This window comes from Streptomyces sp. PU-14G (assembly GCF_041028275.1).
In the GTDB taxonomy this organism is placed as follows: domain Bacteria; phylum Actinomycetota; class Actinomycetes; order Streptomycetales; family Streptomycetaceae; genus Streptomyces.
The window spans coordinates 13,100-36,093 of record NZ_JASKYT010000011.1 but is presented as its reverse complement, the minus strand read 5'-3'; the positions used below and the strand labels follow the sequence as shown (position 1 = coordinate 36,093).

At 71.1% G+C, this 22,994-nt stretch carries 18 protein-coding genes, 1 tRNA gene, 1 pseudogene and 1 riboswitch; of the genes and pseudogenes, 11 read left to right on the top strand and 9 right to left on the bottom strand.

The features are described from left to right. Nucleotides 1–94: 94 nt before the first annotated feature. From AB8Z75_RS02865 to AB8Z75_RS02855, 3 genes are read left to right on the top strand one after another with little or no spacing between them, the layout of a single operon-like run. The gene (locus AB8Z75_RS02865) at nucleotides 95–2,236 is read left to right on the top strand and encodes a helix-turn-helix domain-containing protein (protein WP_369199740.1); all 2,142 of its coding nucleotides are present in this window, start codon (nucleotides 95–97) and stop codon (nucleotides 2,234–2,236) included. Continuing rightward, nucleotides 2,236–3,228 carry a hypothetical protein gene (locus AB8Z75_RS02860; protein ID WP_369199739.1) on the top strand — a complete coding sequence of 331 codons (993 nt, stop codon included), beginning with the start codon at nucleotides 2,236–2,238 and terminating at the stop codon, nucleotides 3,226–3,228. Before AB8Z75_RS02865 ends, AB8Z75_RS02860 begins: the two co-directional genes overlap by 1 nt. After that, the gene (locus AB8Z75_RS02855) at nucleotides 3,228–4,097 is read left to right on the top strand and encodes a DUF6339 family protein (RefSeq protein ID WP_369199738.1); all 870 of its coding nucleotides are present in this window, start codon (nucleotides 3,228–3,230) and stop codon (nucleotides 4,095–4,097) included. The genes AB8Z75_RS02860 and AB8Z75_RS02855 overlap by 1 nt, the downstream gene beginning before the upstream one ends. 1 nt (nucleotide 4,098) lies before the next feature. Here AB8Z75_RS02855 and AB8Z75_RS02850 read toward each other — a convergent pair whose 3' ends face one another. The 5 genes from AB8Z75_RS02850 to bcp all read right to left on the bottom strand — a co-directional run bounded on the left by AB8Z75_RS02850 (nucleotide 4,099) and on the right by bcp (nucleotide 8,915). Continuing rightward, the gene (locus AB8Z75_RS02850) at nucleotides 4,099–5,169 is read right to left on the bottom strand and encodes a DNA cytosine methyltransferase (RefSeq protein WP_369199737.1); all 1,071 of its coding nucleotides are present in this window, start codon (nucleotides 5,167–5,169) and stop codon (nucleotides 4,099–4,101) included. 165 nt (nucleotides 5,170–5,334) lie between these two features. Continuing rightward, on the bottom strand, nucleotides 5,335–6,324 hold the full coding sequence (locus AB8Z75_RS02845) for a DNA cytosine methyltransferase (RefSeq protein WP_369199736.1): 990 nt from the start codon (nucleotides 6,322–6,324) through the stop codon (nucleotides 5,335–5,337). Nucleotides 6,325–6,596: 272 nt separating this feature from the next. Further along, nucleotides 6,597–6,678 (bottom strand) — tRNA-Leu (locus tag AB8Z75_RS02840). Nucleotides 6,679–6,867: 189 nt separating this feature from the next. After that, a complete protein-coding gene (locus AB8Z75_RS02835) occupies nucleotides 6,868–8,376 on the bottom strand; it encodes an MFS transporter (RefSeq protein ID WP_369199735.1) in 1,509 nt (502 codons plus the stop codon). Nucleotides 8,377–8,438: 62 nt separating this feature from the next. Further along, the gene (gene bcp, locus AB8Z75_RS02830) at nucleotides 8,439–8,915 is read right to left on the bottom strand and encodes a thioredoxin-dependent thiol peroxidase (RefSeq protein ID WP_369199734.1); all 477 of its coding nucleotides are present in this window, start codon (nucleotides 8,913–8,915) and stop codon (nucleotides 8,439–8,441) included. Between the two features lie 226 nt (nucleotides 8,916–9,141). Here bcp and AB8Z75_RS02825 point away from each other — a divergent pair, with 226 nt between their 5' ends. Further along, on the top strand, nucleotides 9,142–9,495 hold the full coding sequence (locus AB8Z75_RS02825; protein ID WP_369199733.1) for a DUF3618 domain-containing protein: 354 nt from the start codon (nucleotides 9,142–9,144) through the stop codon (nucleotides 9,493–9,495). Between the two features lie 73 nt (nucleotides 9,496–9,568). Next, nucleotides 9,569–9,871, top strand: coding sequence for a co-chaperone GroES (locus tag AB8Z75_RS02820; protein WP_114013724.1), 303 nt, complete (start codon nucleotides 9,569–9,571; stop codon nucleotides 9,869–9,871). A gap of 116 nt (nucleotides 9,872–9,987) precedes the next feature. Here the strand turns inward: AB8Z75_RS02820 and AB8Z75_RS02815 are convergent, their stop codons facing one another. After that, nucleotides 9,988–10,308: a multidrug efflux SMR transporter gene (locus AB8Z75_RS02815; RefSeq protein WP_369199732.1), complete on the bottom strand. Its 321-nt coding sequence runs from the start codon at nucleotides 10,306–10,308 to the stop codon at nucleotides 9,988–9,990. Nucleotides 10,309–10,337: 29 nt separating this feature from the next. After that, a riboswitch (guanidine-III (ykkC-III) riboswitch) is annotated at nucleotides 10,338–10,391 on the bottom strand. 80 nt (nucleotides 10,392–10,471) lie between these two features. Next, on the bottom strand, nucleotides 10,472–12,793 hold the full coding sequence (locus AB8Z75_RS02810) for a transglycosylase domain-containing protein (RefSeq protein WP_369199747.1): 2,322 nt from the start codon (nucleotides 12,791–12,793) through the stop codon (nucleotides 10,472–10,474). A gap of 1,601 nt (nucleotides 12,794–14,394) precedes the next feature. Between AB8Z75_RS02810 and AB8Z75_RS02805 the strand changes: the two genes are divergently transcribed. The 3 genes from AB8Z75_RS02805 to AB8Z75_RS02795 all read left to right on the top strand — a co-directional run bounded on the left by AB8Z75_RS02805 (nucleotide 14,395) and on the right by AB8Z75_RS02795 (nucleotide 17,144). Next, nucleotides 14,395–15,201: an ABC transporter permease gene (locus tag AB8Z75_RS02805; RefSeq protein WP_369199731.1), complete on the top strand. Its 807-nt coding sequence runs from the start codon at nucleotides 14,395–14,397 to the stop codon at nucleotides 15,199–15,201. Nucleotides 15,202–15,304: 103 nt separating this feature from the next. Then, nucleotides 15,305–16,069 carry an ABC transporter permease gene (locus tag AB8Z75_RS02800; protein WP_369199746.1) on the top strand — a complete coding sequence of 255 codons (765 nt, stop codon included), beginning with the start codon at nucleotides 15,305–15,307 and terminating at the stop codon, nucleotides 16,067–16,069. A gap of 85 nt (nucleotides 16,070–16,154) precedes the next feature. Further along, nucleotides 16,155–17,144 carry an ATP-binding cassette domain-containing protein gene (locus tag AB8Z75_RS02795; RefSeq protein WP_369199730.1) on the top strand — a complete coding sequence of 330 codons (990 nt, stop codon included), beginning with the start codon at nucleotides 16,155–16,157 and terminating at the stop codon, nucleotides 17,142–17,144. Nucleotides 17,145–17,239: 95 nt separating this feature from the next. Here the strand turns inward: AB8Z75_RS02795 and AB8Z75_RS02790 are convergent, their stop codons facing one another. After that, the gene (locus tag AB8Z75_RS02790) at nucleotides 17,240–18,538 is read right to left on the bottom strand and encodes an SGNH/GDSL hydrolase family protein (protein ID WP_369199745.1); all 1,299 of its coding nucleotides are present in this window, start codon (nucleotides 18,536–18,538) and stop codon (nucleotides 17,240–17,242) included. Between the two features lie 554 nt (nucleotides 18,539–19,092). Here AB8Z75_RS02790 and AB8Z75_RS02785 point away from each other — a divergent pair. From AB8Z75_RS02785 to AB8Z75_RS02775, 3 genes and pseudogenes are all read left to right on the top strand, one after another. Further along, nucleotides 19,093–20,538 (top strand): DUF445 domain-containing protein, encoded by a 1,446-nt coding sequence (locus tag AB8Z75_RS02785; protein WP_369199729.1) that lies wholly within the window; start codon nucleotides 19,093–19,095, stop codon nucleotides 20,536–20,538. A gap of 27 nt (nucleotides 20,539–20,565) precedes the next feature. Beyond that, nucleotides 20,566–20,673 (top strand): annotated as a pseudogene (locus AB8Z75_RS02780) (TetR family transcriptional regulator); the annotation flags it as partial. Nucleotides 20,674–20,967: 294 nt separating this feature from the next. Further along, entirely contained in the window at nucleotides 20,968–21,837 is an 870-nt protein-coding gene (locus AB8Z75_RS02775; protein WP_369199728.1) for a fumarylacetoacetate hydrolase family protein, read from the top strand. Nucleotides 21,838–21,897: 60 nt separating this feature from the next. Here the strand turns inward: AB8Z75_RS02775 and AB8Z75_RS02770 are convergent, their stop codons facing one another. Then, entirely contained in the window at nucleotides 21,898–22,974 is a 1,077-nt protein-coding gene (locus AB8Z75_RS02770) for a Gfo/Idh/MocA family oxidoreductase (protein WP_369199727.1), read from the bottom strand. Nucleotides 22,975–22,994: the final 20 nt, after the last annotated feature.

The window sequence follows — 22,994 nt, the reverse complement described above, 5'->3', positions numbered from 1 at the left end:
TCAAAGGTCAGTTGACACGAGTCACCACTGTCAATCGACTGAGGTATGGTGAGGGCCGCGTATCGCGCGGGACGTCTAGCCGGGCAGGTGGAGAGTGGAGACGACGGGAACCGAGTTCGGCCCGTGGCTGGCACGGCAGCTGAAGCTCACGGGCAAGAGTCAGACGGAGCTGGCGGAGAAGGTCGGTGTCACGCGTGCCGCCGTCTCCGCCTGGGTCACCAAGCGCTCCACCCCCCGTCCCGAGGTGGTCGCCCTCATCGCCGAGGCGTTGGGGACCGACGTGGCCACCGTCCACACCCGCGACACCGACACCACGGCCGGCCTCCCCGTCGGCTGGTACCACCGTCCGGAACACGCGGACCGGGGGCGGGAGATGGGCAACGCGGCCACCTTCGCCTTCGACGCGGACGTGGGGGTGCTGGCTCGCGAGACCGGCCAGAACAGCCTTGACGCGCGTCTCGTCGACAACGGCAGGCCGGTGCGGTTGCGCTTCACGCTCCATGAGATCACCGGTGAGAAGCTCGCCGACTTCCTCGCCGCAGTGCAGTGGGACGAGCTGTACCCGCATTACGCGGCTGTCGCGGGAGACGCCCGCCAGAAGGTCAGCAGGGCTGTCAAGGCGGGTCTCAGGGACCTCCACGAACGCGATCGGCTCGTCCTGCTCCGCGTGGACGACTACAACGCCGTCGGTCTCACCGGCGACGAGTACGACGACAGCGTCTACGCGGCCGTCGTCCGACGCACGCTCGACAGCCACAATGAGGCGAACGGCACCTCGGGCGGCTCGTACGGCCTGGGCAAGGCCACCCTGTGGGGCACGAGCCGGCTCGGCATGGTGCTGATCAACTCCACGCTGTCCGAACCCTACGAGGGCCGCACGGAGCACCGTGTCGTCGGACGTCTCGAACTGCCGTGGCGGCGGGTCGACGACGAGGCGCTGGCCGGGCCCGCGTGGTTCGGCCGCGCGGATCCGGACACCCCTGGCGCCCGTATCGCCCGTTCCTGGTGGGCGGAGGAGGACACCGTCCGCCGCCTCCATCTCGTCCGCGAGAACGCGGAACCCGGCACTTCGTTCTTGGTCGTCGGCGCGCACGACGTCGCCGGGCTGGCCGCGGGCAAGCCGCTGGGGGACGACGAAGAGCCGAACGACAACGGGGACGAGCTGCGCCGCATGCACCGCCGCCTGGTCGACGCGCTGGGCCGTAATTTCTGGGCGGCCATGACCGCCGCGGACGACGCCCGCCCCCAGCTGGAAGCATCCGTCCGCACCCTGCGCGACGGGAGGGAACTCATCGCAGAGGAACGCGTCGATCCGGCAGTCGCCGAACCCTCCCGCACCCGCGCGCTGAAAGCGTTCCTCGGCGGCGGCACGGTCGACCGCCTCACCGAAGCGGGACAGGTCGCCCAGGCCACCGTCCCGCTGAAGCTGCCCGGCCGCGACGGACGGTCCACCACTGGGGTGCACGAGGCGGTCCTGCTCGTCACCGACGCCGTCGACGGCGAGGATCCCGCGAACGTGATGGCCGCGATGCGCGGCAACCGCATGACGGTGCGGGCCAAGAACGTGCCCGGTATCCCGATGGGCGCCAATCCCTTCCAGGCCGTGCTGCTCACCGGCATCGCCGCCGGGGAGAAGGCGCCGTACGCGCTGGAGGCCGAGCGGTTCCTGCGCGCCGCGGAACCCCCCGAGCACAACAAGTGGATGCAGACGGAAGACCTCACCAACGAGTACGCGTCCAGCGCCCACCGTCGCGTCACGACGATGATCCACGCCGCGCACGTGCAGGTGAAGGAGCTGTTGGCGCAGCCCAAGCGGAAGAGCGCCGCGCAGCGGGAGGGCGGCAACCTGGCGAAACGCATCGCGCCGAAGGCCAATCCCAAGCCGAGGCCGCGCGCGGGCGCCACGGCCCGGCCCACGTTGGCCGACTTGCAGCACACGGTGCTGCCCGACGGCGCCTGGCAGATCACCGGCGAGATCACCATCCCCCGCGGCGGTGACGGTTGGGGCGCTCGTCCCACCGCCGTCCTCGCCGCCCGCTCGGGTCCCGGGTTCCGCATCGCCTGGGCCGAAATGGAAGGCGTACGCGACTGCGAGGTCGTCGACGGCGTCCTCCGATTCACCCCCGGCGTGCAGAGCGCCGTCTTCCGGGCCGTCACCGATCCGTCCACGCAGCCCGTGCGCGGTGGCCGTTCCGGCCTCGTCGTCGAACTCGACCTCGTGGAAGGGGACGTGTGATGAAGGTCTTCCCCTATCCCCGACTGCGCGCCGCCACGGCCATCGCGGTGGACGGAGCGGCTGTCACCGCCCCCGGCTCCCCCCGCGAAGCGCTGGCTGCCTCGGCCCGCTCTGTCATCGACAGGGTCCTCGCCCTCGGTACAGCCGAGACGGAAGGGTGGGACGCGGCCACCCTCAAGATCAGTGCCACCGTGCCGGAAAGCTCGACTCGCCACGACTCGCCGTGGACGGACCTGGCGGTGTACGCGCTGCTCACCGAAGGCGCCACCAACACCCGCCTGACCGCATGCCTCGCGCCGACGGCCGACGACCCGTGTCACTGGGCCGGCGAATTGAACCTCGCCCGCGCCGACATCTCCGACCGTGCCCGACTTTCCGCTCAGGTCGTCGCCACCGTCGACGGCGTTCCCGGCCGGCTGATCGGCGAGTCGAAGGACGATTGGTTCATCGACGTCTCCGCCGAGGTGCCGGTCCGCGACCGGCCGTTCGAGACCGTACGGCACAGCTTCGCGAAAGGCCCGCACTGGCTGCGGCGGATGAAGGACGCGCCCTGGATCGTCGATCCGTCCGGAAAGCTTCCCACCGTGCACATCAACACCGACGTCGAAGGCATCGACGCGCTGCTCGACGCCGACGGTCGGGGGATCGAAAGCGCCGTGGGTGAACTGCTCGCCGCGCAGATGGCCTCGGACATCTGGCTTGCCGTCTTCCACGCGGCCCTCGGCGACCTCGAGCTCGACGAGTGGGGGCGTCCGTTGTTCCCCGGAGGATGGCGAGGCTCCGTACTGCGGGAGATGCTCCCCGACATCCTCCCCGAGCAGCCCCTCGAAACCGCCCTGCGCACACTGCACCAGCGGCGCGTCGGCGTCGGTGGCTGGACCGACGTGCAGCCACGCATCCACTACGCCGCTGCCCGCAGGGGCGGGGCGAGCACCACCTTGGTCCAAGCCGTGAGAGGGCTGGAGCGACTGCGTCGAGAGGACGACGAATGATGAGCAAGCCGACCAGTCAGCCCCTTTACCTGAAGCTCCTGCCCGACCGAGGCGCGAGCCCCTTCCTCACCGAAGGGCTGCTCACGGGGGCGGAGAACGTCAAGTCCATCCAGCTCAACGAGATCGCCACACCCCTCGCCGAGGAGCGGCGCTTTCAGTGGTCCGCCATTCGGGATCTCGTCGAGGACGCGATGTACGGCCATGAGGAGAACCGCACCAAGGCGGATGCCTGGCTCGCTCCCCGGCTGCACGCCACCCTCCGTCTCACCCGGTCCGAGGCGGCGGACCCCGGGCTGTGGAACTACCTGGCCTTGGGCGTGGCCCCCGACTACGTGCTCTGGCGGCACCTGCCGGCGGGTAAGCGACGTGCGGATCCGGCACCTGTGAACGTGAAGTACTTCAAGGGCCCTGGGGACAAGCAGGCATTCTCCCGACTGTGGTGGGCTGCCGAGTTCTTCCGAGACGGACCGGACTACCGGCCCGTCGTCACGGCATGCGGCGACCAGGAAATGCTGAACACCGCGCTGCGGCAGAAGGTCAGCGACCACCGGCCAACCGTCCAGGCCATCGTTCGCCTCCTTGCGGACGGCACGCTGAGTGCCTCCCGTGAGACCAGTGCCTTGCTCAGGGCGGTGAACGCCGCTGCGGCAACCCTCTTCTTCGACGCCTTGGCCCCCGACGTCGAACACGCCCCCGCCGCTGTCCAGGCGTGGGTCGACGGCGCCGAGAACGCGATGCCCGTAAGCCGCCGTGCTCTCCCCGAAGGCCCTGAGGAGGAACGCACCCCGAAGGAGTCCGTGGAAACGCTGGTCGAGTACTTCCGCGAGCTCTTCGCCGAGGCGCCGGTCCGCGACAGGGAGACGACGTGAGTCAGAAGTTGTCGTAACCCAAGGCGATCTTGCCGTCGGCACGCGGAGGAAGATCGAGGGCTGCCGTCAGTATGTGAGCGGCGAGAAGCGGGGGGACGGCATTGCCGATCTGTTGGGCGATGGCCTTGCCACTCCAGGGGTAATAGCGGGGGAAAGTCTGCAGGAGGCCCGCTTCCTCGTTACCGAAGCGGCTGTCGTGCCGAACGCCGCCCTGCTGCGCGAGTACGCGGTTGCGAGAGATCTTGCCGGTGACGGTGAAGGCCGGCTCCTTGTCCGTACGGCGGCCTCGGGACTTGGGATCGCCACCGGTGCCGTAGTTGGAGATCACCGTGAAGTCGCTGCGGCCGAGCGCTTCCCCCATGGACACCCAGGGAGTGAGGGCGGCCGGGGGCTCGGGGATCGGGGCGACGTCTTTGCGATAGCGCTGATGGGTGGGTTGCGGAAGGCGTGCTTCGGTGGGGTTGTCGGGCGTCTGGAGCCTTGCCACGAGGATCGCGCGGCGCCGGGTCTGCGGCACCCCGTACTCCTCGGTGTGGAGGACCTCCGGTTCGGCGACCGAGTAACCGCGCTCGCGAAGGACGGTCGCCATGGCCCGCCAGACGGGCAGGACCGCGGGGACCTGTTCGAGGATGATGGCCTCGTAGGGGTTCTCCCGCCTGATGGCCTCGAGAGCCCAGCGCAGCGGCTCCAGCACGAGCCCGGTGCGCTCGTCGTCGAGCAGCGCCACGTCGTCCCGGACGTCCTCGTCATTCGCCATGCGGTCGATGAACGTGAGCACCCGATCGAGGGCGCGGCGCCCCGCGCCGCCCCCTGCCACGGTGAAGGTCTGACACGGCGGGCCGCCGGTGAGCACGTTCGCCGTCGGGAATTTCTCGGGGCCGAAGAGCCTGACGTCGCCCTCTTCCGTGCGCAGGTGCGGGTCACAGGACTTGAGATCCTTCTCGTACGCGCGACGTGTGGCGCACGCGTCCGCGTCCCACTCAATCCCGGTCACCGGGATGCCGAGTCGGTGTGCCGCCACGTCTAGCCCGCCGGGGCCGGCGAAGAGATCCACGATCTCGTAGCAGCTCACTTGATCTCCTGCCAGTGCTTTCGATGCGAAGGACCGGTGGCGGCGGGCAGAGCCCGATGGCGCCTTTCACCAGCTTTTTTGTTCACCAACTGCCCCATAGATTACCCGGTTGTCCTGTGCCTCATGGGCCGATCCGACCCCGTCGATTCGACCACCCGGCACCGCTCAGCGGCCGAGGGCGGCTCGGATCGCAAGGCCGACGGCTCGGCCGACAGGTGGTGGAGAGGCGTGTCCCACCTGACGGTAACGAGCTGTCTTGCGTCCTGCGAAGGCCCAATCGTCGGGGAAACCCTGCAGCCGCGCCGCCTGCGCGACGGTGAGTGCGACCAGGCCCTTGTCGTGGGGGACGTCGGGGTCCAAGTGGAAATCCGGTCCGGGGACTTCGTCGGCGATGGTGCCGCCGTTCACACCGATCCGAGCCCAGGAGCGTTTCGACCCCGTGGGTCCCAGGTCGGCCCCGCCACGGTTCCACGATCCGCCCACCACCGTCGGGGCGACCCGATCGGCCTGCGCCGCCCAGGCCGCCGCCTCGGGCCAGCCCCGCGCGGCCATGGATGCGCCCAGCGCCTCGCCCACGGTGAGCGGGGGGTCCGTATCCGGGGCCGGACGCACGAAACGATCGAGGTCGTCCGCTTTGAACGCCACGAGGAGGCCCTGCTTGCGATCCTGAGGAACGCCGTAGTTCTTGGCGTTGACGACGAGCCAGCGATAGCGATACCCGAGGTGCCTCAGTTCGGTCGCGACGTACGCGCGGATCGGCTCGTACGCGGGCTTCGAGACGAGGTCGGGAACGTTCTCGATGAGCAGGGCCCGAGGTTGCACACCGTGCATGAGCATGACGGTGGCCTCGAGTATCCGGATCTCCTCGTCCCTGTCCTCACGCTTGACGGCCGCGGTCGCCTTGACCCGGGGCAGGCCGGCAGCGAGGAGGTCCACGTCGTAGGCTTCCCTGTGGTCGACAGGGTCGAAGTCCAGCAGGTCGGCTTCGAGGACATTCCACTGCGGCCGGTTCAGACGCAGGGTCTCGCAGGCCACGGGGCGGTTGTCCAGCAGGAGGACCGGGTCGAACCCGGCCTGTTCGAGGCCTAGCGCAAGGCCGCCGGCGCCGGCGCACACGGAGAGACAGCCGAGCCGTCCGGACGCGGGATCTTCCATGGTCACCGTTCTTGGTCGTCATCGAGAGAACCGGGCGAGGGTAGACGGGGTGTGGCTACCCCGTCCACTCACGGAGATATGCGGACATGGCCTTGATGCGCACCGCCAGCGAGAAGTGAGCGTCGAGCGCGCGGTAGGCCGCGACTCTCTGGGGGAGCAGGGGTGGGCGAGCCCTCGTGTGCAGCTCGGCGTGAGGGTGCACGACGACAGCGAGATGAGGTCGTCGTCGCAGGTCAGTAGAACCAGGGGCGGTGCGGCCCGCGGTGTAGCGGTGCGCGAGGGGGGACTCGAACCCCCACGTCCGAAGACACCGGCACCTAAAGCCGTCCCGTCTACCAATTCCGGCACTCGCGCGCGCACGTATCGTACTGCGCGCGTGGGGGACCGGCACCGGGCGGGTCACGGGCCGCCTCCGGAAGGTGCCGGTTCGCGTCGGGCCCGCGGTACAGGTCATCCGACGGCGAGGACCCGTGCCGTCGCCGGCACGGGTCCTCGCGGGTCCGTGGTGTCGTCGTGCTCCCTGCGGGCCGCCGCCCGCGCCGGTCAGAAGGTGGGCTCGTTGGTCTCCGCCCTGGCCAGAGCGCGGGCCTCCTCGTGGGTGCTGACGGAGGGCGGCGAGCCCGCCAGCGGTTTGCGGGCCGTCTCCTTCATGCACAGGACGGCGATGATGCCGACGACGGCCGCGCCCGAGGCGTAGTAGGCCGGGGCCAGGTTGTCGCCGGTGCTGTTGACCAGGTACGTCATGACACCCGGCGCCGTACCGCCGAAGACCGCGGTGGCCACGTTGTAGCCGATGGACAGCGACCCGTAGCGCACATCGGTGGGGAAGAGCGCGGGCAGCGTCGCCGACATGGTGCCGAGCAGGCACACCAGGCAGGCGCCCAGCGCCAGCAGTCCGACGAGGACGGCCACGAAGCTGCCCTGCTGGAAGAGGGCGAAGGCGGGGATCGTCAGCAGGACGAAACCGATCATGCCGGCCATCAGGACGGGCTTGCGGCCGAAGCGGTCGTTGAGGTGCCCGACCCGCTGGATCACCAGCGCCATCGCCACCATGGCGATGATGGCCGCGACCAGTTCCATCGAGTTCTCGTACCCGAGGGCGTCGGTCAGGTAGGCGGGCATGTACGACAGGAGCATGTAGTCGGTGACGTTGTAGGCGGCGACCAGGCCGATGCACAGCAGCAGCGTGCGCCACTGCTGGGCGAAGATCGTCTTGAGCTCCTTCTGCGGCACGTTCTCCGACAGCCTCGGCTCGCTCGTCTCCGTCGTGGAGGCCTCGGGGGAGTGCGACATCTGGGCGGCCTGCTTCTGGAAGGCCGGGGTCTCGTCCAGCTTCATCCGCAGGTACAGACCGACCACGCCGATCGGTCCGCCCACCAGGAAGGGGATACGCCATCCCCACTGGAGCATGGCGTCGTCACCGAGCGCGGTGTTCAGGATGAGGACCAGGCCGGCCGCGCCGGTGTAACCGGTGAGCGTGCCCAGCTCGAGGAAGCTGCCGAAGAAGCCGCGCCGCTTGTCGGGGGCGTACTCGGCGATGAAGGTGGCCGCGCCCCCGTACTCGCCGCCCGTGGAGAAGCCCTGCACCAGGCGGCAGACGAGCAGCAGGACGGGGGAGACGATGCCGATGGACTCGTAACTCGGGATCAGACCGATGAAGAAGGTGCCCGCGGCCATCATGACCATCGTCAGGCCGAGCACCTTCTTGCGCCCGATGCGGTCGCCGAGCGGCCCGAAGAACAGGCCGCCCAGTGGCCGCACCAGGAAGGAGGCGGCGAAGGCCGTGAACGAGGCCAGGAGCTGGGTGCTGCCGCCGGGGAAGAAGACCTTGCCGATGGTGACCGCGAGATAGGCGTAGATCCCGAAGTCGAACCACTCCATGGCATTACCGACGGCCGCGGCCTTCGTGGCGCGCTTGACCGTGGCTTCGTCCGTGACCGTGATGTCGCTACGACGGACTTTTGGCTTCCGGCTGCGTCTGACAGCGCGGAAGAGGTGCCGGTGCCGCTTGAGGGCAGCCGGGTCGGCGGGCTGATCCTCTTCGTGGTTCATCCCTCATGAGTACCGCACCTGGCGTACCCGAACGCAACACGGCCCCGTCGCGCCGGGTGCAATTACCCCGAAACCAGCCCGAGATCCCTGATCAGCTTCGCCACGTGGCCGGTCGCCTTCACGTTGTAGAGCGCCCGTTCGACCTTGCCCTCCTCGTCCACGACCACCGTGGAGCGGATGACGCCGGTGACGGTTTTCCCGTACAGCTTCTTCTCGCCGAAGGCGCCGTACGCCTCCATCGTCTCCTTGCCCGGGTCGCCGACCAGCGTGATCCTCAGCGACTCCTTCTCCCTGAACTTCGCCAGCTTTTCCGGCTTGTCCGGGGAGACGCCGATGACGTCGTACCCCTGACCCGCCAGCAGCTCCAGGTTGTCGGTGAAGTCGCAGGCCTGCTTCGTGCAGCCCGGGGTCATGGCCGCCGGGTAGAAGTAGACGATCACCTTGCGGCCCCTGCGGCCTGCCAGCGAGACGTCCTTGCCGTCCGCGTCGGGCAGCGTGAAGTCGGGGGCGGTGTCGCCGGGCTCGAGTCGCTGACTCATCGAAGGCTCCTTCACAGCGGTACGTTCACTCGTGGTTTCCCTTGCGCCCCGCGGCGGTACTCACCAGTAGTGCTGTACCTCTCAGCGGGTCGGCAGCGGCCTGGACCTGCCTGAGCGTAGCCGGAAGCCGCCGTTCGGGGGTGCCGTGGGGCATCGGCCCCGGTGAGCTGACAGGATGGCCGCTGACACGGTAGGACGCAGGACTGACAGCGACGGAGGCAACTCGGTGCCGGAAGCCAGGACCCCCGCGGACATCGAGGCGGACATCGTCCGCAGGCGGCAGGATCTCGCCGCAGCGCTCGACGAGATCGCCGTGCGCGTTCACCCTAAGACGATCATGGGCGACGTCAAGGCGAAGGCCGCAGCCGCGGTGGACCGCACGGCGGGACGCGCCTACGTCGTCGCCAACCGCACGGTCACCGACGTGCGCTCCCAGTTCGTCACCGAGGACGGCAACCTCCGGCTGGAGCGGGTCGTGCCCGTCGCCGCGCTGGCCATCGCCGCGATCGGCGGCACCTACGCCCTGTCCACCCGCCGCAAGCCCGCCGGCCGTGGGAAGGCGCGCCGCCGACACCGCTGAGACGCTGAGATACGGTCTTCCGGTGAGCCCAAAGACCCCTGCCCCCGCCCACGATGACAAGCTGCCGATCCGCATGCTGCACGACCGCGTGCTGGTGCGGACCGACACCAGCGAGGGCGAACGCCGCTCCTCCGGCGGCATCGTGATCCCCGCGACGGCGGCCGTCGGACGCAAACTCGACTGGGCCGAGGTCGTCGCCGTCGGCCAGAACGTGCGCACGGTCGAACCCGGGGACCGGGTGCTGTACGACCCCGAGGACCGGGCCGAGGTCGAGGTGCGCGGGGTCGCGTACGTCCTGATGCGCGAACGCGACCTCCACGCCGTGGCCGCCGAACGCCTCCAGGACAGCGACGGTTCGACGGGCCTCTACCTCTGAGCGCACCCGCTGCCCGAGCCGGTCAGTGGCCTGAGGTCAGTTTCAGGCCCACCACCGCGACCAAGAGCAGAGCGATGCTGTGTCTTCCGGGGGGCAACCCCCGTACCCCCGGCCGGTCAGTGGTCTGAGGTCAGTTTCAGGCCCACCACCGCGACCAAGAGCAGAGCAATGAAGAAGATGCGCCCCGCGGTCACGGGTTCGCCCAGCATCAGCATGCCGACCACCGCTGCTCCGGCGGCGCCGATGCCGACCCACACGCCGTAGGCGGTTCCGATGGGCAGGCTCTTGGCGGCCAGCGCCAGCAGGATCATGCTGGTGGCGAAGCCCGCGACGGTGAAGACGCTGGGCCACAGTTTGGTGAAGCCCTCGGTGAACTTGAGGCCGATCGCCCAGGTGACCTCGACGAGACCGGCGACGACAAGCATGATCCAGGCCATGACGGCACCTCCGTAAAAACGCTTGCGGGGGTGCGTCGTCTTGTCGGGCCCGGTACGGCGCGTCTCGTCGGGACCGGCCCCGCGTGTGCGGCGGCCGGTCCCTGGACCGTAGCAAACAGCACGGTCGGGCGGGGTGGCTCAGGTCACCAGACCCCGCCCCCGCTCACCACTCGCGTACGCCCGGGGCGCCGCCGCCCCAGCCGTTGCCGGGATCGCCGTTGCCCCCGACGCCGCCGTCACCGCCGGGGCCGCCGCCCGGATCGCCGTTGCCCCCGTCACCGCCGGGGCCGCCGCCCGGATCACCGCCGTCGACCCCGCCGATCTCCGGGATGCTCGGGCCCGGGCTCGTCGGCGGTCCGGTCGTCGGCGGCTCCGGCGTCGACGGGGCGTCCGACGGCTCCTGCGGTTGCGAGGGCTCCTCGGACGGCCCCTGGGAGGTCGGCGGTCCGGACGGCGGCGTCGACGTGTCCGGCGGCTGCGAGCTCGGCACGCTCCCGTTGCCCGTGGTGTCCAGGTCGAACTTCTTGACCGGGCGGCCCTCCAGCGCCTCCTTCGTGTAGGCGCCCCAGATCTCAGCGGGGAAGCCGCCACCGTTGACACGTGGCTGCCCGCCGGCCCCGTACAGCGGCTTCTGCGCGCCGTCGGCCGGGTCCTTGCCCATCACGCCGATGACGGTGGCCAGGTCGGGGGTGTAGCCGGCGAACCAGGCCGCCTTGTCCTCCTCGGCCGTGCCGGTCTTGCCCGCCGCCGGGCGCCCCGCGGCCTTGGCCGCCGTACCCGTGCCGCCCTCGACGACGCTGCGCAGCGAGGCCGTCGTGGTGTCGGCGGCAGCCCGGGACACGGCCCGCTTGGGATCATGGTCGGGCAGGTCGACGACCTCCCCGCCACGAGTGATCTTGCTGACCATGCTGTAGTGGCCGTGCTTGCCGTGGTTGGCGAGCGTGGCGTACGCCTCGGCCATGTCCAGCGGCGACGCCGCTGCGACACCCAGCGCGATGGACCCGTCCTCGGTGAGGTTGGGCGTGGCCTTCGGCAGACCCAGATCGATGGCCGTCTGCTTGACCTTCTTGGGGCCGACGTCGATGCCCATCTGCGCGAAGACGCTGTTCACCGACTTGTCCATGGCCGTGGTGACCGGGATCTGCCCGTAGGAGCGGTCGTCCTCGTTGGCGGGCGCGTAGCCGGTGCCCTGCCCGTCGCTGACCACCTCGCGCTTGTTCGTGCCGTCGTACACCGTGTTCAGCTTGATCGGCCGGCCGTCCTGCGTCGTGGACTTGTTCTGCACGGCCGAGGTGAACACGAACGGCTTGAACGTGGAGCCGACCTGGTACTCGCGGTTCGTCGCGGCGTTCGTCCACTGTTTGGTGGCCCCGATGCCGCCGTACATGGCGACGACCTCGCCGGTCTTGGGGTCCACCGACGCGCCGCCCGCACGGACGTACTTGTCGATCTTCCGGTTCTTCTTGTCGAGCTTCGACATCAGCTTGTCGTCGACGGCGTCCCGCATGGCCTTCTGCTTCTTGGGCTGGAAGGTCGTGGTGATCCGGAAGCCCCCGGCGCGCAGCCGCTGCTCGTCGACGATTTTGTTGTTGATGAGGTAGTTCTTGACCGCTTCGACCAGGTATCCGCGCTCGCCGGACATGTTCCGGGCCGGCTTGGGCTCGTCCGGCTCGGGGAACTCCATCCCCTTCCGGTCGCCCTTCTTGAGCCACCCCTCCTCGACCATGCCGTCCAGCACGTAGTTCCAGCGCGCCAGCGCCCGCTTCTTGTTCTCCGGGTGGGCGCGGGTGTCGTACGCGTTGGGCGAGTTGACCAGCGCCGCCAGGTAGGCGCTCTCCTCCGTGGAGAGCTCGCTGGCCTCCTTGCCGTAGTAGGCGTGCGCGGCCGACTGGATGCCGTAGGCGTTGCGGCCGAAGTAGCTCGTGTTGAGGTAGCCCTGGAGGATGTCGTTCTTGCTGACCTCGTTGTCCAGCTTCAGCGCGATGAAGAACTCCTTGGCCTTGCGCGTGACCGTCTGGTCCTGGCTCAGGTAGTAGTTCTTCACGTACTGCTGGGTGATCGTCGAACCGGACTGGCGCCCGCCCCCGGTGAGCATGTTCCAGCCCGCGCGGGCCATGGCCTGCGGGTCCACGGCTGACTCGTGGTAGAAGTCGCGGTCCTCCGCGGCCAGCACCGCGTGCTGCGTCTCCTTGGGAATCTTGCTGAGCGGGACGCTCTCCCGGTTTATGTCGCCGTCGCGGGCGATCTGGCTGCCGTCCGCGTACAGGTAGACGTTGGTCTGCGCCGCTGCCGCCTCGTTCGGTGCCGGGATGCTCACCAGCAGGTAGCCGGCGACAAGCGCGCCGGAGATGAGCAGGACGATCAGCAGCAGGCCGCCGAGGACCATCCGCCAGGTCGGCAGAAGCCGCCGCCAGCCGGTGCGGCGGCGCTTCTCCTTCCCTTTCTTGTCTTTCTCCTTCTTGCCTTTCTTGCCCTTCTTCTCCATCATTCCCGCCTCGTCGCTCGCGGCGGGCGGCGTCTGCGCGGCGCCCGGGCCGTCCGGACCACCGGAACCGCCCGGGGCACCGGGGCCGCCTGATCCTGCGGCGGCCTGACCCATGATGGCTGTCTCGGCGGGCGAGGTCCGGCCCACACCGGCTGTCCCGGCGGCCGTGTCGCCACCACCGGCCGAGTCCCCGCCACCGTCCGAGTCCCCGCCGGTGGCCGGGCCGCCGGCGGTGGCCGGTCCGCCACGGGCGCCCGTGGCGCTGCCCGGGCCGCTGGCGGGTCCGGTGCTGCCGCCTGGTCCGGCGGGCGACGGGGTCGCGCGGGTGGCGGCCTCCGCCCCGGCCTGTCCGGCCGCACCGGCCCGTCCGGCCGCTCCTCCGGCCGCCCCGGCCCGTCCGGCCGCTCCTCCGGCCGCACTACCGGCCGCTCCTCCGGCTTCCGCGGCGGCTGCGGCGGCTCCCCAACTGGTGGTCCGCATGGCTCGCGTCGCGCCGCTTTCCGCGTCGGGCCGCGGCTGTGCCGCTGCGGTGCCCTTCGAGGGACCCGAAGGGCCGCCGGTGCCGGTGCCGGGGCCGGCGCCGGGGGCGGCAGAGCTCGCGTCGTCTCCGGCGGAGCCGTCCGAGAGGTCGTCCTCAGCGGGACCGCCCTTGGAGGGAGTGCTGCTGGTGGTGGGGATGCGGCTCTTGCCGGGAGAACTGCTCGTCATCGGGATGCGGCTCTTACCGGGCGCCTCGCCCGCGCCGGGCACTCCGCCGCCAGGCACTCCGCTGTCGGGCCCACCGCCGTCAGGGCGCTCGCCGCCGGCGGTTCCGCCCTTGCCCGAGGCCGACTCGTCACCGGACGCGGCGCCACTGCCGGAAGCAGGCGAGCCGGAAGCACGCGAGCGGGAGGTACCCGAGCTGGACGTGTCCTCGTCAGAGGCGGCCCCGTCTGAGGCAGCCCCGTCGGAGGTGCCCTCTTCGGACGTCCGCGCGGCGGAGACGTCCTCGCCGGTCGAGCCCCGGTCGGAGGCGTCCGAGTCGCCCGAGGTGCCCGAGGCGTCCGAGGTACCCGAGTCGCCCGAGGCGTGCGGAGCGGCTGAGGCGCCCGAGTCGCCCTCGTCAGGGGTGGGTCTGTCGCCGGGGGTGCCGCTGCCGCTGGAGTCCCCCGCGTTCGGGCGAACGCCCGGCGCGGACGCGGGCGCGGACACGGGCGCCGGGCTGCGGGGGCCGGACTTCGCTCCGCGGGCGGTCCGCTTCGGGGCGGGGTTCGCCGCGGGGCCGGCCGGCTTGCCCGGCTGCTCCCTCTTGGCCGGAGTGTCCCCCTGGGCCGGGCTCTTCTCGGGCGGGCCGTCCGACTCCGGCTCTCGGCCTTCGGCGTCGCTGTTCGGCTCGTCACTCATGTTTGCAGGGACTCCTCGTCCAATGGCGGGCGATGCGTCGTACGCCCCGTAGAGCACTTTCGCAGCTTCCGTGCAGCAGACCGAGCCCAGGGCGCGGTCGGGCCCTGTGGATATGCGGTGGCTGGCCACCGGTCCGGCGGGCTAGGCTCCAGCGCTTGGCCCGCGCTCGGTTCTCGCACGGAAGTGCTACTGGAAAGACGGTGGAGGAGCTCGAAAGGATGCATCTGCTCCGTCTCAATCTCGCCGTGGCCGCGAGCGGCTTCCGGCGTTACGCCACCTACCGTGTCGCCACGGCGGCCGGCGTCTTCACCAACACCGTCTTCGGCTTCATTCTCGCTTATACGTTCATCGCTCTGTGGTACGAGCGTCCACACCTGGGCGGTTACGACCAGTCGCAGGCGCTGACCTTCGTGTGGATCGGGCAGGCGATGCTGGCCACCGCCGCGCTGATGGGCGGCGGCTTCCAGGACGAGTTCCACGAACGCGTCAGGAACGGCGACGTCGCCATCGACCTCTACCGGCCCGTCGACCTCCAGCTGTGGTGGTTCGCTTCCGACCTGGGGCGGGCCGCCTTCCAGCTGCTGGGCCGCGGCCTGGTCCCGATGGCCGTCGGCGCTTTCGCCTTCGAGCTGACGCTGCCGTCCTCTCCCGCAGTCTGGCTGCTGTTCCTGTGCGCCGTGTTCCTGGCGGTGGTGGTCAGCTTCGCGCTGCGCTATCTGTTCGCGCTGTGCGGCTTCTGGCTGTTGGACGCGACGGGGCTCAGCGCCCTGTCGACCCTGCTGAGCGTGTTCTTCTCGGGGATGCTGCTGCCGCTGACGGTCTTCCCCGGCGTGTTCGGCGAGGTGGTGCGCTGGCTGCCGTGGGCCGCCACGCTTCAGGTGCCCGCGGACGTGCTGCTGGGGGAGAGCGGGGCCGGCGGTGCGGCGGGGCTCGGTTTCCAGCTCGCGTGGGCCGGCGTGCTGCTGACCGCGGGCCGGCTGCTCCAGTCGGCCGCGACGCGCAAGGTGGTGGTGCAGGGTGGCTGAGCCGGTCGCGGTGGGGCGCCGGACGCCGGAGCGGGGGCTGCCGGTGCGCCGGGCGCTGGGCCGCGCGGCCTGGGGGCTGCGTGCGTACGGCTTCATCGCGGCGATGTGGGTCCGCTCGACGATGGCGTACCGCGCGTCGTTCGCGATGATGCTGGTGGCCAACTTCGCGACGACGTTCCTCGACTTCGCCGCGATCATGATCATGTTCTCGCAGGTGGACGCGCTGGGCGGTTTCACGCTCGCCGAGGTGGCGTTTCTCTACGGCACCTCCGGTGTCTCCTTCGGCCTGGCCGACCTGCTGCTGGGGGAGGGGGAGCGGATCGGCCGCCGGGTGCGCGACGGGACCATGGACGTCCTGCTGACACGGCCGGTGCCCGTCCTCAGCCAGATCGCGGCGGACCGGTTCGCGCTGCGCAGGCTCGGACGGATCGTCCAGGGGGCGCTCGTACTGGGCTGGTCGATGACGCGGCTGGAGCTGGACTGGACGGTGGCCAGTGTGCTGATGACCGTGTCGATGGTGCTGTGCGGCTGCCTGATCTTCGGCTGCCTGTTCGTACTCGGCGGCGCCTTCCAGTTCTGGGCGCAGGACGCCTCCGAGGTGCAGAACGCCTTCACCTACGGCGGCACCACGCTGCTGCAGTACCCGCCCACCGTCTTCGGCAGGGAGCTGGTGCGCGGGGTGACGTTCGTGGTGCCGCTGGCCTTCGTCAACTGGCTGCCCGCGCTGCGGGTGCTCGGCCGTGACGACCCGCTGGGCCTGCCCGGCTGGGTGGACTTCGCCGCGCCCGCCGTGGCGCTGCTGTGCTGCACGGGCACGGCACTGGTGTGGCGGGCGGGGCTGCGCTCCTACCGCAGTACGGGCAGCTGACGAGCCGCAGACGTGGCTGACGAGCCGCGGACGTGGCTGGTGAGCCGCAGGGGAAGCCGACGAGTCACAGGAGGGGCGGGAAGTCGTGCAGGAGGACGCGGGCGGGGCCGTGCGGGATACGGACGGTGCTTTCATCGACGTGACGGATCTGCGGAAGACCTTCCGGGTGCGGCGCAGGAGCGGGCTGCTGCGCCGCACCAGCAGTGAGGTGCACGCGGTGGACGGGATCTCCTTCGCGCTGCGGCGCGGCGAGATGACCGGATTCATCGGGCCCAACGGGGCCGGCAAGTCGACGACGATCAAGATGCTCACCGGCATCCTCACGCCCAGCGGCGGGCGGCTGCGGGTCGCCGGGGTGGATCCAGCGCGGGACCGCACCCGCCTGGTGCGCCGCATCGGCGTCGTCTTCGGACAGCGCACCACCTTGTGGTGGGACCTGCCGCTGCGCGACTCCTACGGCCTGGTGCGCCGCATGTACCGCATCCCGCGGGCCCGCTACGAGGAGAATCTGGCGCGCTGCGTGGAGCTGCTGGAGCTGGACGGGCTGCTGGACGTTCCCGTACGGCAGCTCTCGCTGGGGCAGCGGATGCGCGGTGACATCACGGCCGCGCTGCTGCACGACCCGGACGTGCTGTACCTGGACGAGCCGACGATCGGGCTGGACGTCGTCAGCAAGGCGCGGGTGCGGGAGTTCTTGCTGAACCTCAACGCGGAGCGTGGCACGACCGTGCTGCTGACGACGCACGACCTGAGCGACATCGAGCACCTGTGCGAGCGGGTCGTGGTCATCGACCACGGGCGTCTGATGTACGACGGGGCTCTTGCGGGGCTGCACGAGGTGGGCCGCGGCGAACGCACCCTGGTGGTGGACCTGGAAAGGGAGCTGCCACCGATCGAGGGCGTCCCCGGGGCCCGCACCGTGCGCACCGAGGGCCCGCGTCAGTGGCTCACCTTCCCCGCCACGGCCAGCGCGGCGCCGCTGGTCTCCCGGATCGCGGCCGACTACCCGCTGGTGGACCTCTCCCTGCGCGAACCGGCGATCGAGGACGTGATCGCCAGCATGTACGCGCGCTGAGGCGCCCCGCGCGACGGTGGCCGTCACGGCGATGGCGGCCGTCACGGCGACGGTGGCCGACACGGCGACGGAGACCGTCACGGCGATGGCGGCCGTCACAGCTTCGCGGGCCGCGACCCCTTCAGTACCTGCAGGTCGAGCGCCTGGGCCATCGCCCGGTACCCGTTGTCGCTGGGGTGCAGGTGATCACCGGAGTCGTACGCCGCACGCAGCCGCTCGGGATGCGCGGGGTCCCGCAGTGCCGCGTCGAAGTCGACGACGGCGTCGAACACCTTGCCGGCCCTGATCTCCTCGTTGACCGCCCGGCGCACGGCGTCCATCCGGGGCGTGTAGCCGCGGTGCCCGCCGAACGGCGTCAGCGTCGCGCCCACGACCCGCAGCCCGCGGCTGTGCGCCTGGCGCACGAGGTCCCGCAGCCCGTTCACGATCTTGGCCGGATCACGCTGCCGCGGCGGCTTGATGATGTCGTTGAGCCCCATCTCCACGACGACGACCTTCACGCCCGTACGGGAGAGCACGTCGCGGTTGACGCGGGTCAGCCCGCTCGGACCGTTGTTGGGCGAGAACTTGCTGCCGTCGACCAGCACCCGGTTGCCGCTGATGCCTGCGTTCAGCACGCTGAGCCGGGGCGCGCCCCGCTCGGTGCGCAGCCGCTCGGCCAGGAAGTCGGTCCAGCGGTGGTTGGCGCCGGGGCTGGAGGTGATGCCGTCGGTGATCGAGTCCCCCAGCACTGCCACGGCGCCGTCGGTCTCGTTGCTCCACACGTCGACGGCGGTCAGGTACCGCCAGTACGGGCTCTGCTGGTTGAAGGCGGTGCCGGAGGTGTCCTCGGTGCGGTCGCCCGCGGCCACGTAGCTGGTCTGCCGGGCGTAGGGGTGGTAGGTCACAGGCCCCGAGGGGGTGGGCGAGTACGTGGTGACCAGCAGGTCGGCGGCGTGCGGCACGTTGAGCCGCACCGCGTCGCTGGTGACCTCGCCGCCGGCCGGGATGGTGACCGAGGGCTTGTTCCCGAAGCTGAGGCGGCGCATGCTGCCGGCCGCGGCCGTCGGGTTGCTGGGGGCCGCGGCCAGGGCGATGGTCGCGTGGGAGATCGTCAGCGGGCGGTTGCCGAACAGGTTGGAGAGCTGGATGCGCGCCTGGGTGCCGCCCACGGCGGTGTGCACCACGTTCCGGATCGACATGTTCGCGAAGCCGTCGCGACTGCGCGGCTCGGCCGCGGCCGGGGCCGCCGACCAGGTGCCGACCCACTGGCCCGAGGAGGCCGGAGCCGCCGGGTTACGGGACTGCGGCGAGTCCTCGCCCAGTCCCCCTTCGCCGCTGCCCGCCCCGATGAATATCGCGGTCGACACGAGGACCACGATCGCCGCAAGTCCGGCGAGCAGGGCATAGCCCATGTTCCTGGTCACGCGCGCTGGTTCTCCTCGAACTGGACGGAGCCCCGGCTCCGGACGGTCGGCGGTGCCATGATCCCACGAAAGGGGCATGGCGCCCTCCGGGGGGCGTGCGCTCCGGGGTCTGGGACACCTCCCGGCCGGAGGCTGGGGAAGGGTCGTTCCGGCGCGGCACCGGGTCGTAGTCGATGTTGTTTCAATGCTGCCGATCAGACAGACGCGGAAGAGCCGCCGTCCGTTCCACTCGGTTCCGGGAGAGGGAGAATGACACTCCGCGAACCGGGCCGAGGACCGGGGGGCGGGGCGGTGATCAGGGGTGTCCACGGGGACGGTGGGAGCGGATGGAACGGACAAATGAGGGCGAGCTGCTTGGTCATGATGATGCCCACGTGAGAGCCGTCACACGCGGCCGTCCCGCTTCCGGGGGACCCGTACGCCGTGCGGACCGCGGGGGAAGCGGACACGGCGCATTGAGCCGATCGGGTGGTCCGGACCCCTCCCCGGACGCCGGAGACCCGGCGGACGGTGGCGCCCTCGCACGCCGTCCGCCCCCGCCTGTGGCCCCGAAGGGCGGCGGCAGCGACGCGGGCGGGTCCGGTGGTTCCGGTGGTGGGCCCGGCGACCCCGGTGGCGGGTCCGGTGGTTCCGGTGGCGCGCCTGCGGACCCCGGTGGCGGGTCCGGCGGCGCCGGGGGCGCGTCCCACGGCGCGGGCGGTGGGCTCGGCGGTTCCGGAAGCGGGCCCGGGGGCTTCACCGCGGCTGACGAGGAACGGCGGCGCGGCGTACGCCGCATGAAGGCCATCGCGACGGGCGCCCTGCTGCTGATGGCCGCCGTCTTCGCACTGGCCACCTGGGCCGGGCACGCGGGCGCCGGCGCCTGGACCGGCTATGTGGCGGCTGCCGCCGAGGCCGGCATGGTCGGCGCGCTCGCCGACTGGTTCGCCGTCACGGCGCTCTTCCGCCACCCGATGGGGCTGCCCATCCCGCACACCGCCATCATCCCGACCAAGAAGGACCAACTGGGGCAGAGCCTCGGGGACTTCGTCGGCGAGAACTTCCTGTCCGCCGACGTCGTCCGCACCCGGCTGCGCGCCGTCGGCATCGGCAACCGGTTCGGGTCCTGGCTCGCCCAGCCGGAGAACGCCGACCGTGTGACGGCGGAACTGTCCACGGCGCTGCGCGGCGCGCTCACCGTGCTGCGGGACGCGGACGTGCAGGCCGTCGTCAGTGAGGCCATCACCCGCCGCGCCACGGCCAAGGAGGTGGCGCCGGGGCTCGGCACGATGCTGGAGAAGATCGTCGCGGACGGTGGCCACCGCCGCGTCGTCGACCTGGTGTGCACGCGGGCGGCGGAGTGGCTGGACGAGCACGGCGGTTCCGTCATGGACGCGGTCGCCGGCGGGGCGCCCGGCTGGACGCCGCGGTTCGTGGACCGCAAGATCGGCGAGCGGGTCTACCGCGAACTGCTCCGCTTCGTCACCGAGATGCGGGACATGCCCGACCACCCCGCGCGCGGCGCCGTCGACCGTTTCCTCACCGACTTCGCCGCCGACCTGCGCTCCGACCCCGACACCCGCGCGCGGGTCGAACGGCTCAAGAACGAGACGCTGGCCCGCGACGAGGTGCAGGACCTGATCGCCTCCGTGTGGGGGGCCGTGCGGTCGATGCTGGTGGCCGCGGCCGAGGACGAGCGCAGCGAACTGCGGGTGCGGGCCCGTGCCGCACTGCTGTCCCTGGGACAGCGCCTGGCGTCCGACGGGCGGCTCCAGGACAAGCTGGACGGCTGGATCGAGGGCGCCGCGGTCCACCTGGTGACCAGCTACCGGGACGAGATCACCTCGCTCATCTCGGAGACCGTCGCCGGCTGGGATGCCGAGCACACCTCCAGGAAGATCGAGGCCCACATCGGCCGCGACCTGCAATTCATCCGTATCAACGGCACCGTCGTCGGCTCCCTGGCCGGCCTCGCGATCCACACGGTGGCCCACTTGCTGGGGGCTTGAGGAGGACGCCACCCGCGCGGTCCGGTCTGGGCGGCCCTGCACGGGCTGGCGACCCTGACCCGGGCGGGACGGCTGCCGCCGGGAGACGCCGAACGGCGGGTGGAGTTGCTGGTGGGCCGGCTCGCCGCGGCCTGACGCCTGACGCGCCCCGGGAGGGCCACCATCCGCCGCCCCACCATCCGACGCCCCCGCCGGGCGGTGCCCCCGCCGGGCGGCGCCTCACGGCGACGCCCTGCTGGAGCACGCCCTGTTCGGCTCCGCCGGACGGCGCTGCGGGCCGGGAGCGCACCCGGGAGTGAGCCGGAAGGGAAGCGGAAGGGAAGTGGAGGGAAGCGGAAGCCGAGGCTACGGTCCAGTACGTGAACGCGGTCTTGTGGTTCTGAACGGGCTCTTGGAGGATCAGCTGATTCGCCTGGGAGGGAGAGCGACGTGAAACTGTTGCGCGTCGGATCGGCGGGGACTGAGCGCCCCGCGCTGCTGGACGAGGACAACACCCTGCGAGACCTGTCGGGGATCGTCCCCGACATCGATGCGGGGCTGCTCGCGGACGAGGCCGCGTTCGGGCGGGTCCGCGAAGCCGCTGCCGCCGGGCGGCTGCCCGAGCTGGCCGCGGGCGCCGAGACCGGAGCCGCACGGGTCGGGCCGCCGCTGTCGGGGATCGGCAAGGTGGTGTGCATCGGGCTGAACTTCCACGACCACGCGCGGGAGACGGGCGCCGCGATCCCCAAGGAGCCGATCGTCTTCATGAAGGCGCCCGACACCGTCGTCGGGCCCGACGACACGGTGCTGATCCCGCGCGGCAGCGAGAAGACCGACTGGGAGGTCGAGCTGGCCGTCGTCATCGGCAGGACCGCGCGCTATCTGGCCTCCCACGAGGAGGCGCTGGCCTGCGTCGCCGGATACGCGATCGCCAACGACGTGTCCGAGCGGGCCTTCCAGATCGACCGCGGCGGCCAGTGGGACAAGGGCAAGAACTGCGAGACGTTCAACCCGCTGGGCCCCTGGCTGGTGACCGCGGACGAGGTGCCGGACCCCCAGGCGCTGACGATGCGGCTGTGGGTCAACGGCGAGATACGCCAGGACGGCACGTCCGCGGATCAGATCTTCCCCGTCGCCGAAGTGGTGCGCTACCTCTCCCACTTCATGACGCTGTATCCGGGTGACGTCATCTCGACCGGCACCCCCGCGGGCGTCGCCATGGGACAGCCGGAGCCCAAGCCCTACCTGCGTGAGGGCGACGTCGTCGAGCTGGAGATCGCCGGCCTGGGCCGGCAGCGCCAGGTGATGAAGTCCGCGTGAGCGGGCGGCCCCCGGGTGAGCCGGCGGTCTCCTCGGGGGGCCCGTGGCGTGTCCGGGGCCTCACATGGTGCGGGCGCGGGTGAAGGAGCGGGCCGTTTCCAGGACCTGGAGGGCGGCTGCCGCCTCGTGCGCCGTCACCGGCGGGGGCGTGCCCTCGCGCAGTGCGGTCGCGACCGCGTCGTAGAAGGCGGGGTAGTCGCCGTCCAGTGTGGGGACCTTGCGGGTGTCCTCCAGCGCGCCCAACGTGCCCCAGGCGTCCTCGGGTTCCACGCCCCAGGGCGTGCCCTGGCAGGGACGCGCGCCCTCGCGCAACGCGTTCTCCTGCGGGTCGAGGCCGTACTTGACGTAGCCGGCCCTGCTGCCCAGCACTCGGAAGCGGGGTCCGAGCCGGGCCGCGGTGGCGCTCATCCACAGGTGGGAGCGGACGCCGCTCTCGTGGGTGAGGGCGATGAAGGTGTCGTCGTCCGCCTCGGCGCCGGCGCGGCGTACGTCGGACTCCGCGTAGACGGAGGCGGCGGGTCCGAAGAGGGTCAGTGCCTGGTCGACGAGGTGGCTGCCCAGGTCGTAGAGGAGGCCGCCCACTTCCTGAGGGTCGCCCGACTCGCGCCAGCCGCCCTTGGGCCGGGGCCGCCAGCGCTCGAACCGGGACTCGAAGCGCTGGACCTCGCCCAGTGCGTCCTCGGCGAGGAGGGAGCGCAGGGTGAGGAAGTCGTTGTCCCAGCGCCGGTTCTGGAACGGGGCCAGCAGCAACCCTTTCGCCTCGGCCTTGGCCGCCAGTTCGCGGGCCTCGGCGGCGGTGGGGGCCAGCGGCTTGTCGACGACGACGGGCAGCCCCGCGTCCAGGGCGCGGTGGGCGAGCCGCACGTGAGTGCGGTTCGGCGTGGCGATCACCACCAGGTCGAGCCTGTCCGGGTCCGCGAACAGGTCGTCGGCCGAGGACAGTGTCCGCACCTGGCCACCGCCCGGGGCGCCCGCCTCCCGTGCGTGCCTCTGCCGCTCGGGGTCGGAGGTGACGACGGTGTCCAGGGCCAGCCCCGGCGTCGTGGCGATCAGCGGGGCGTGGAAGACCGAGCCGGCCAGGCCGAACCCGAGCAGGCCGACGCGGAGCGGCGAGGGGGAGGTGTCCATGCGGTTCATGCCCCCACCCTTGCAAAGCG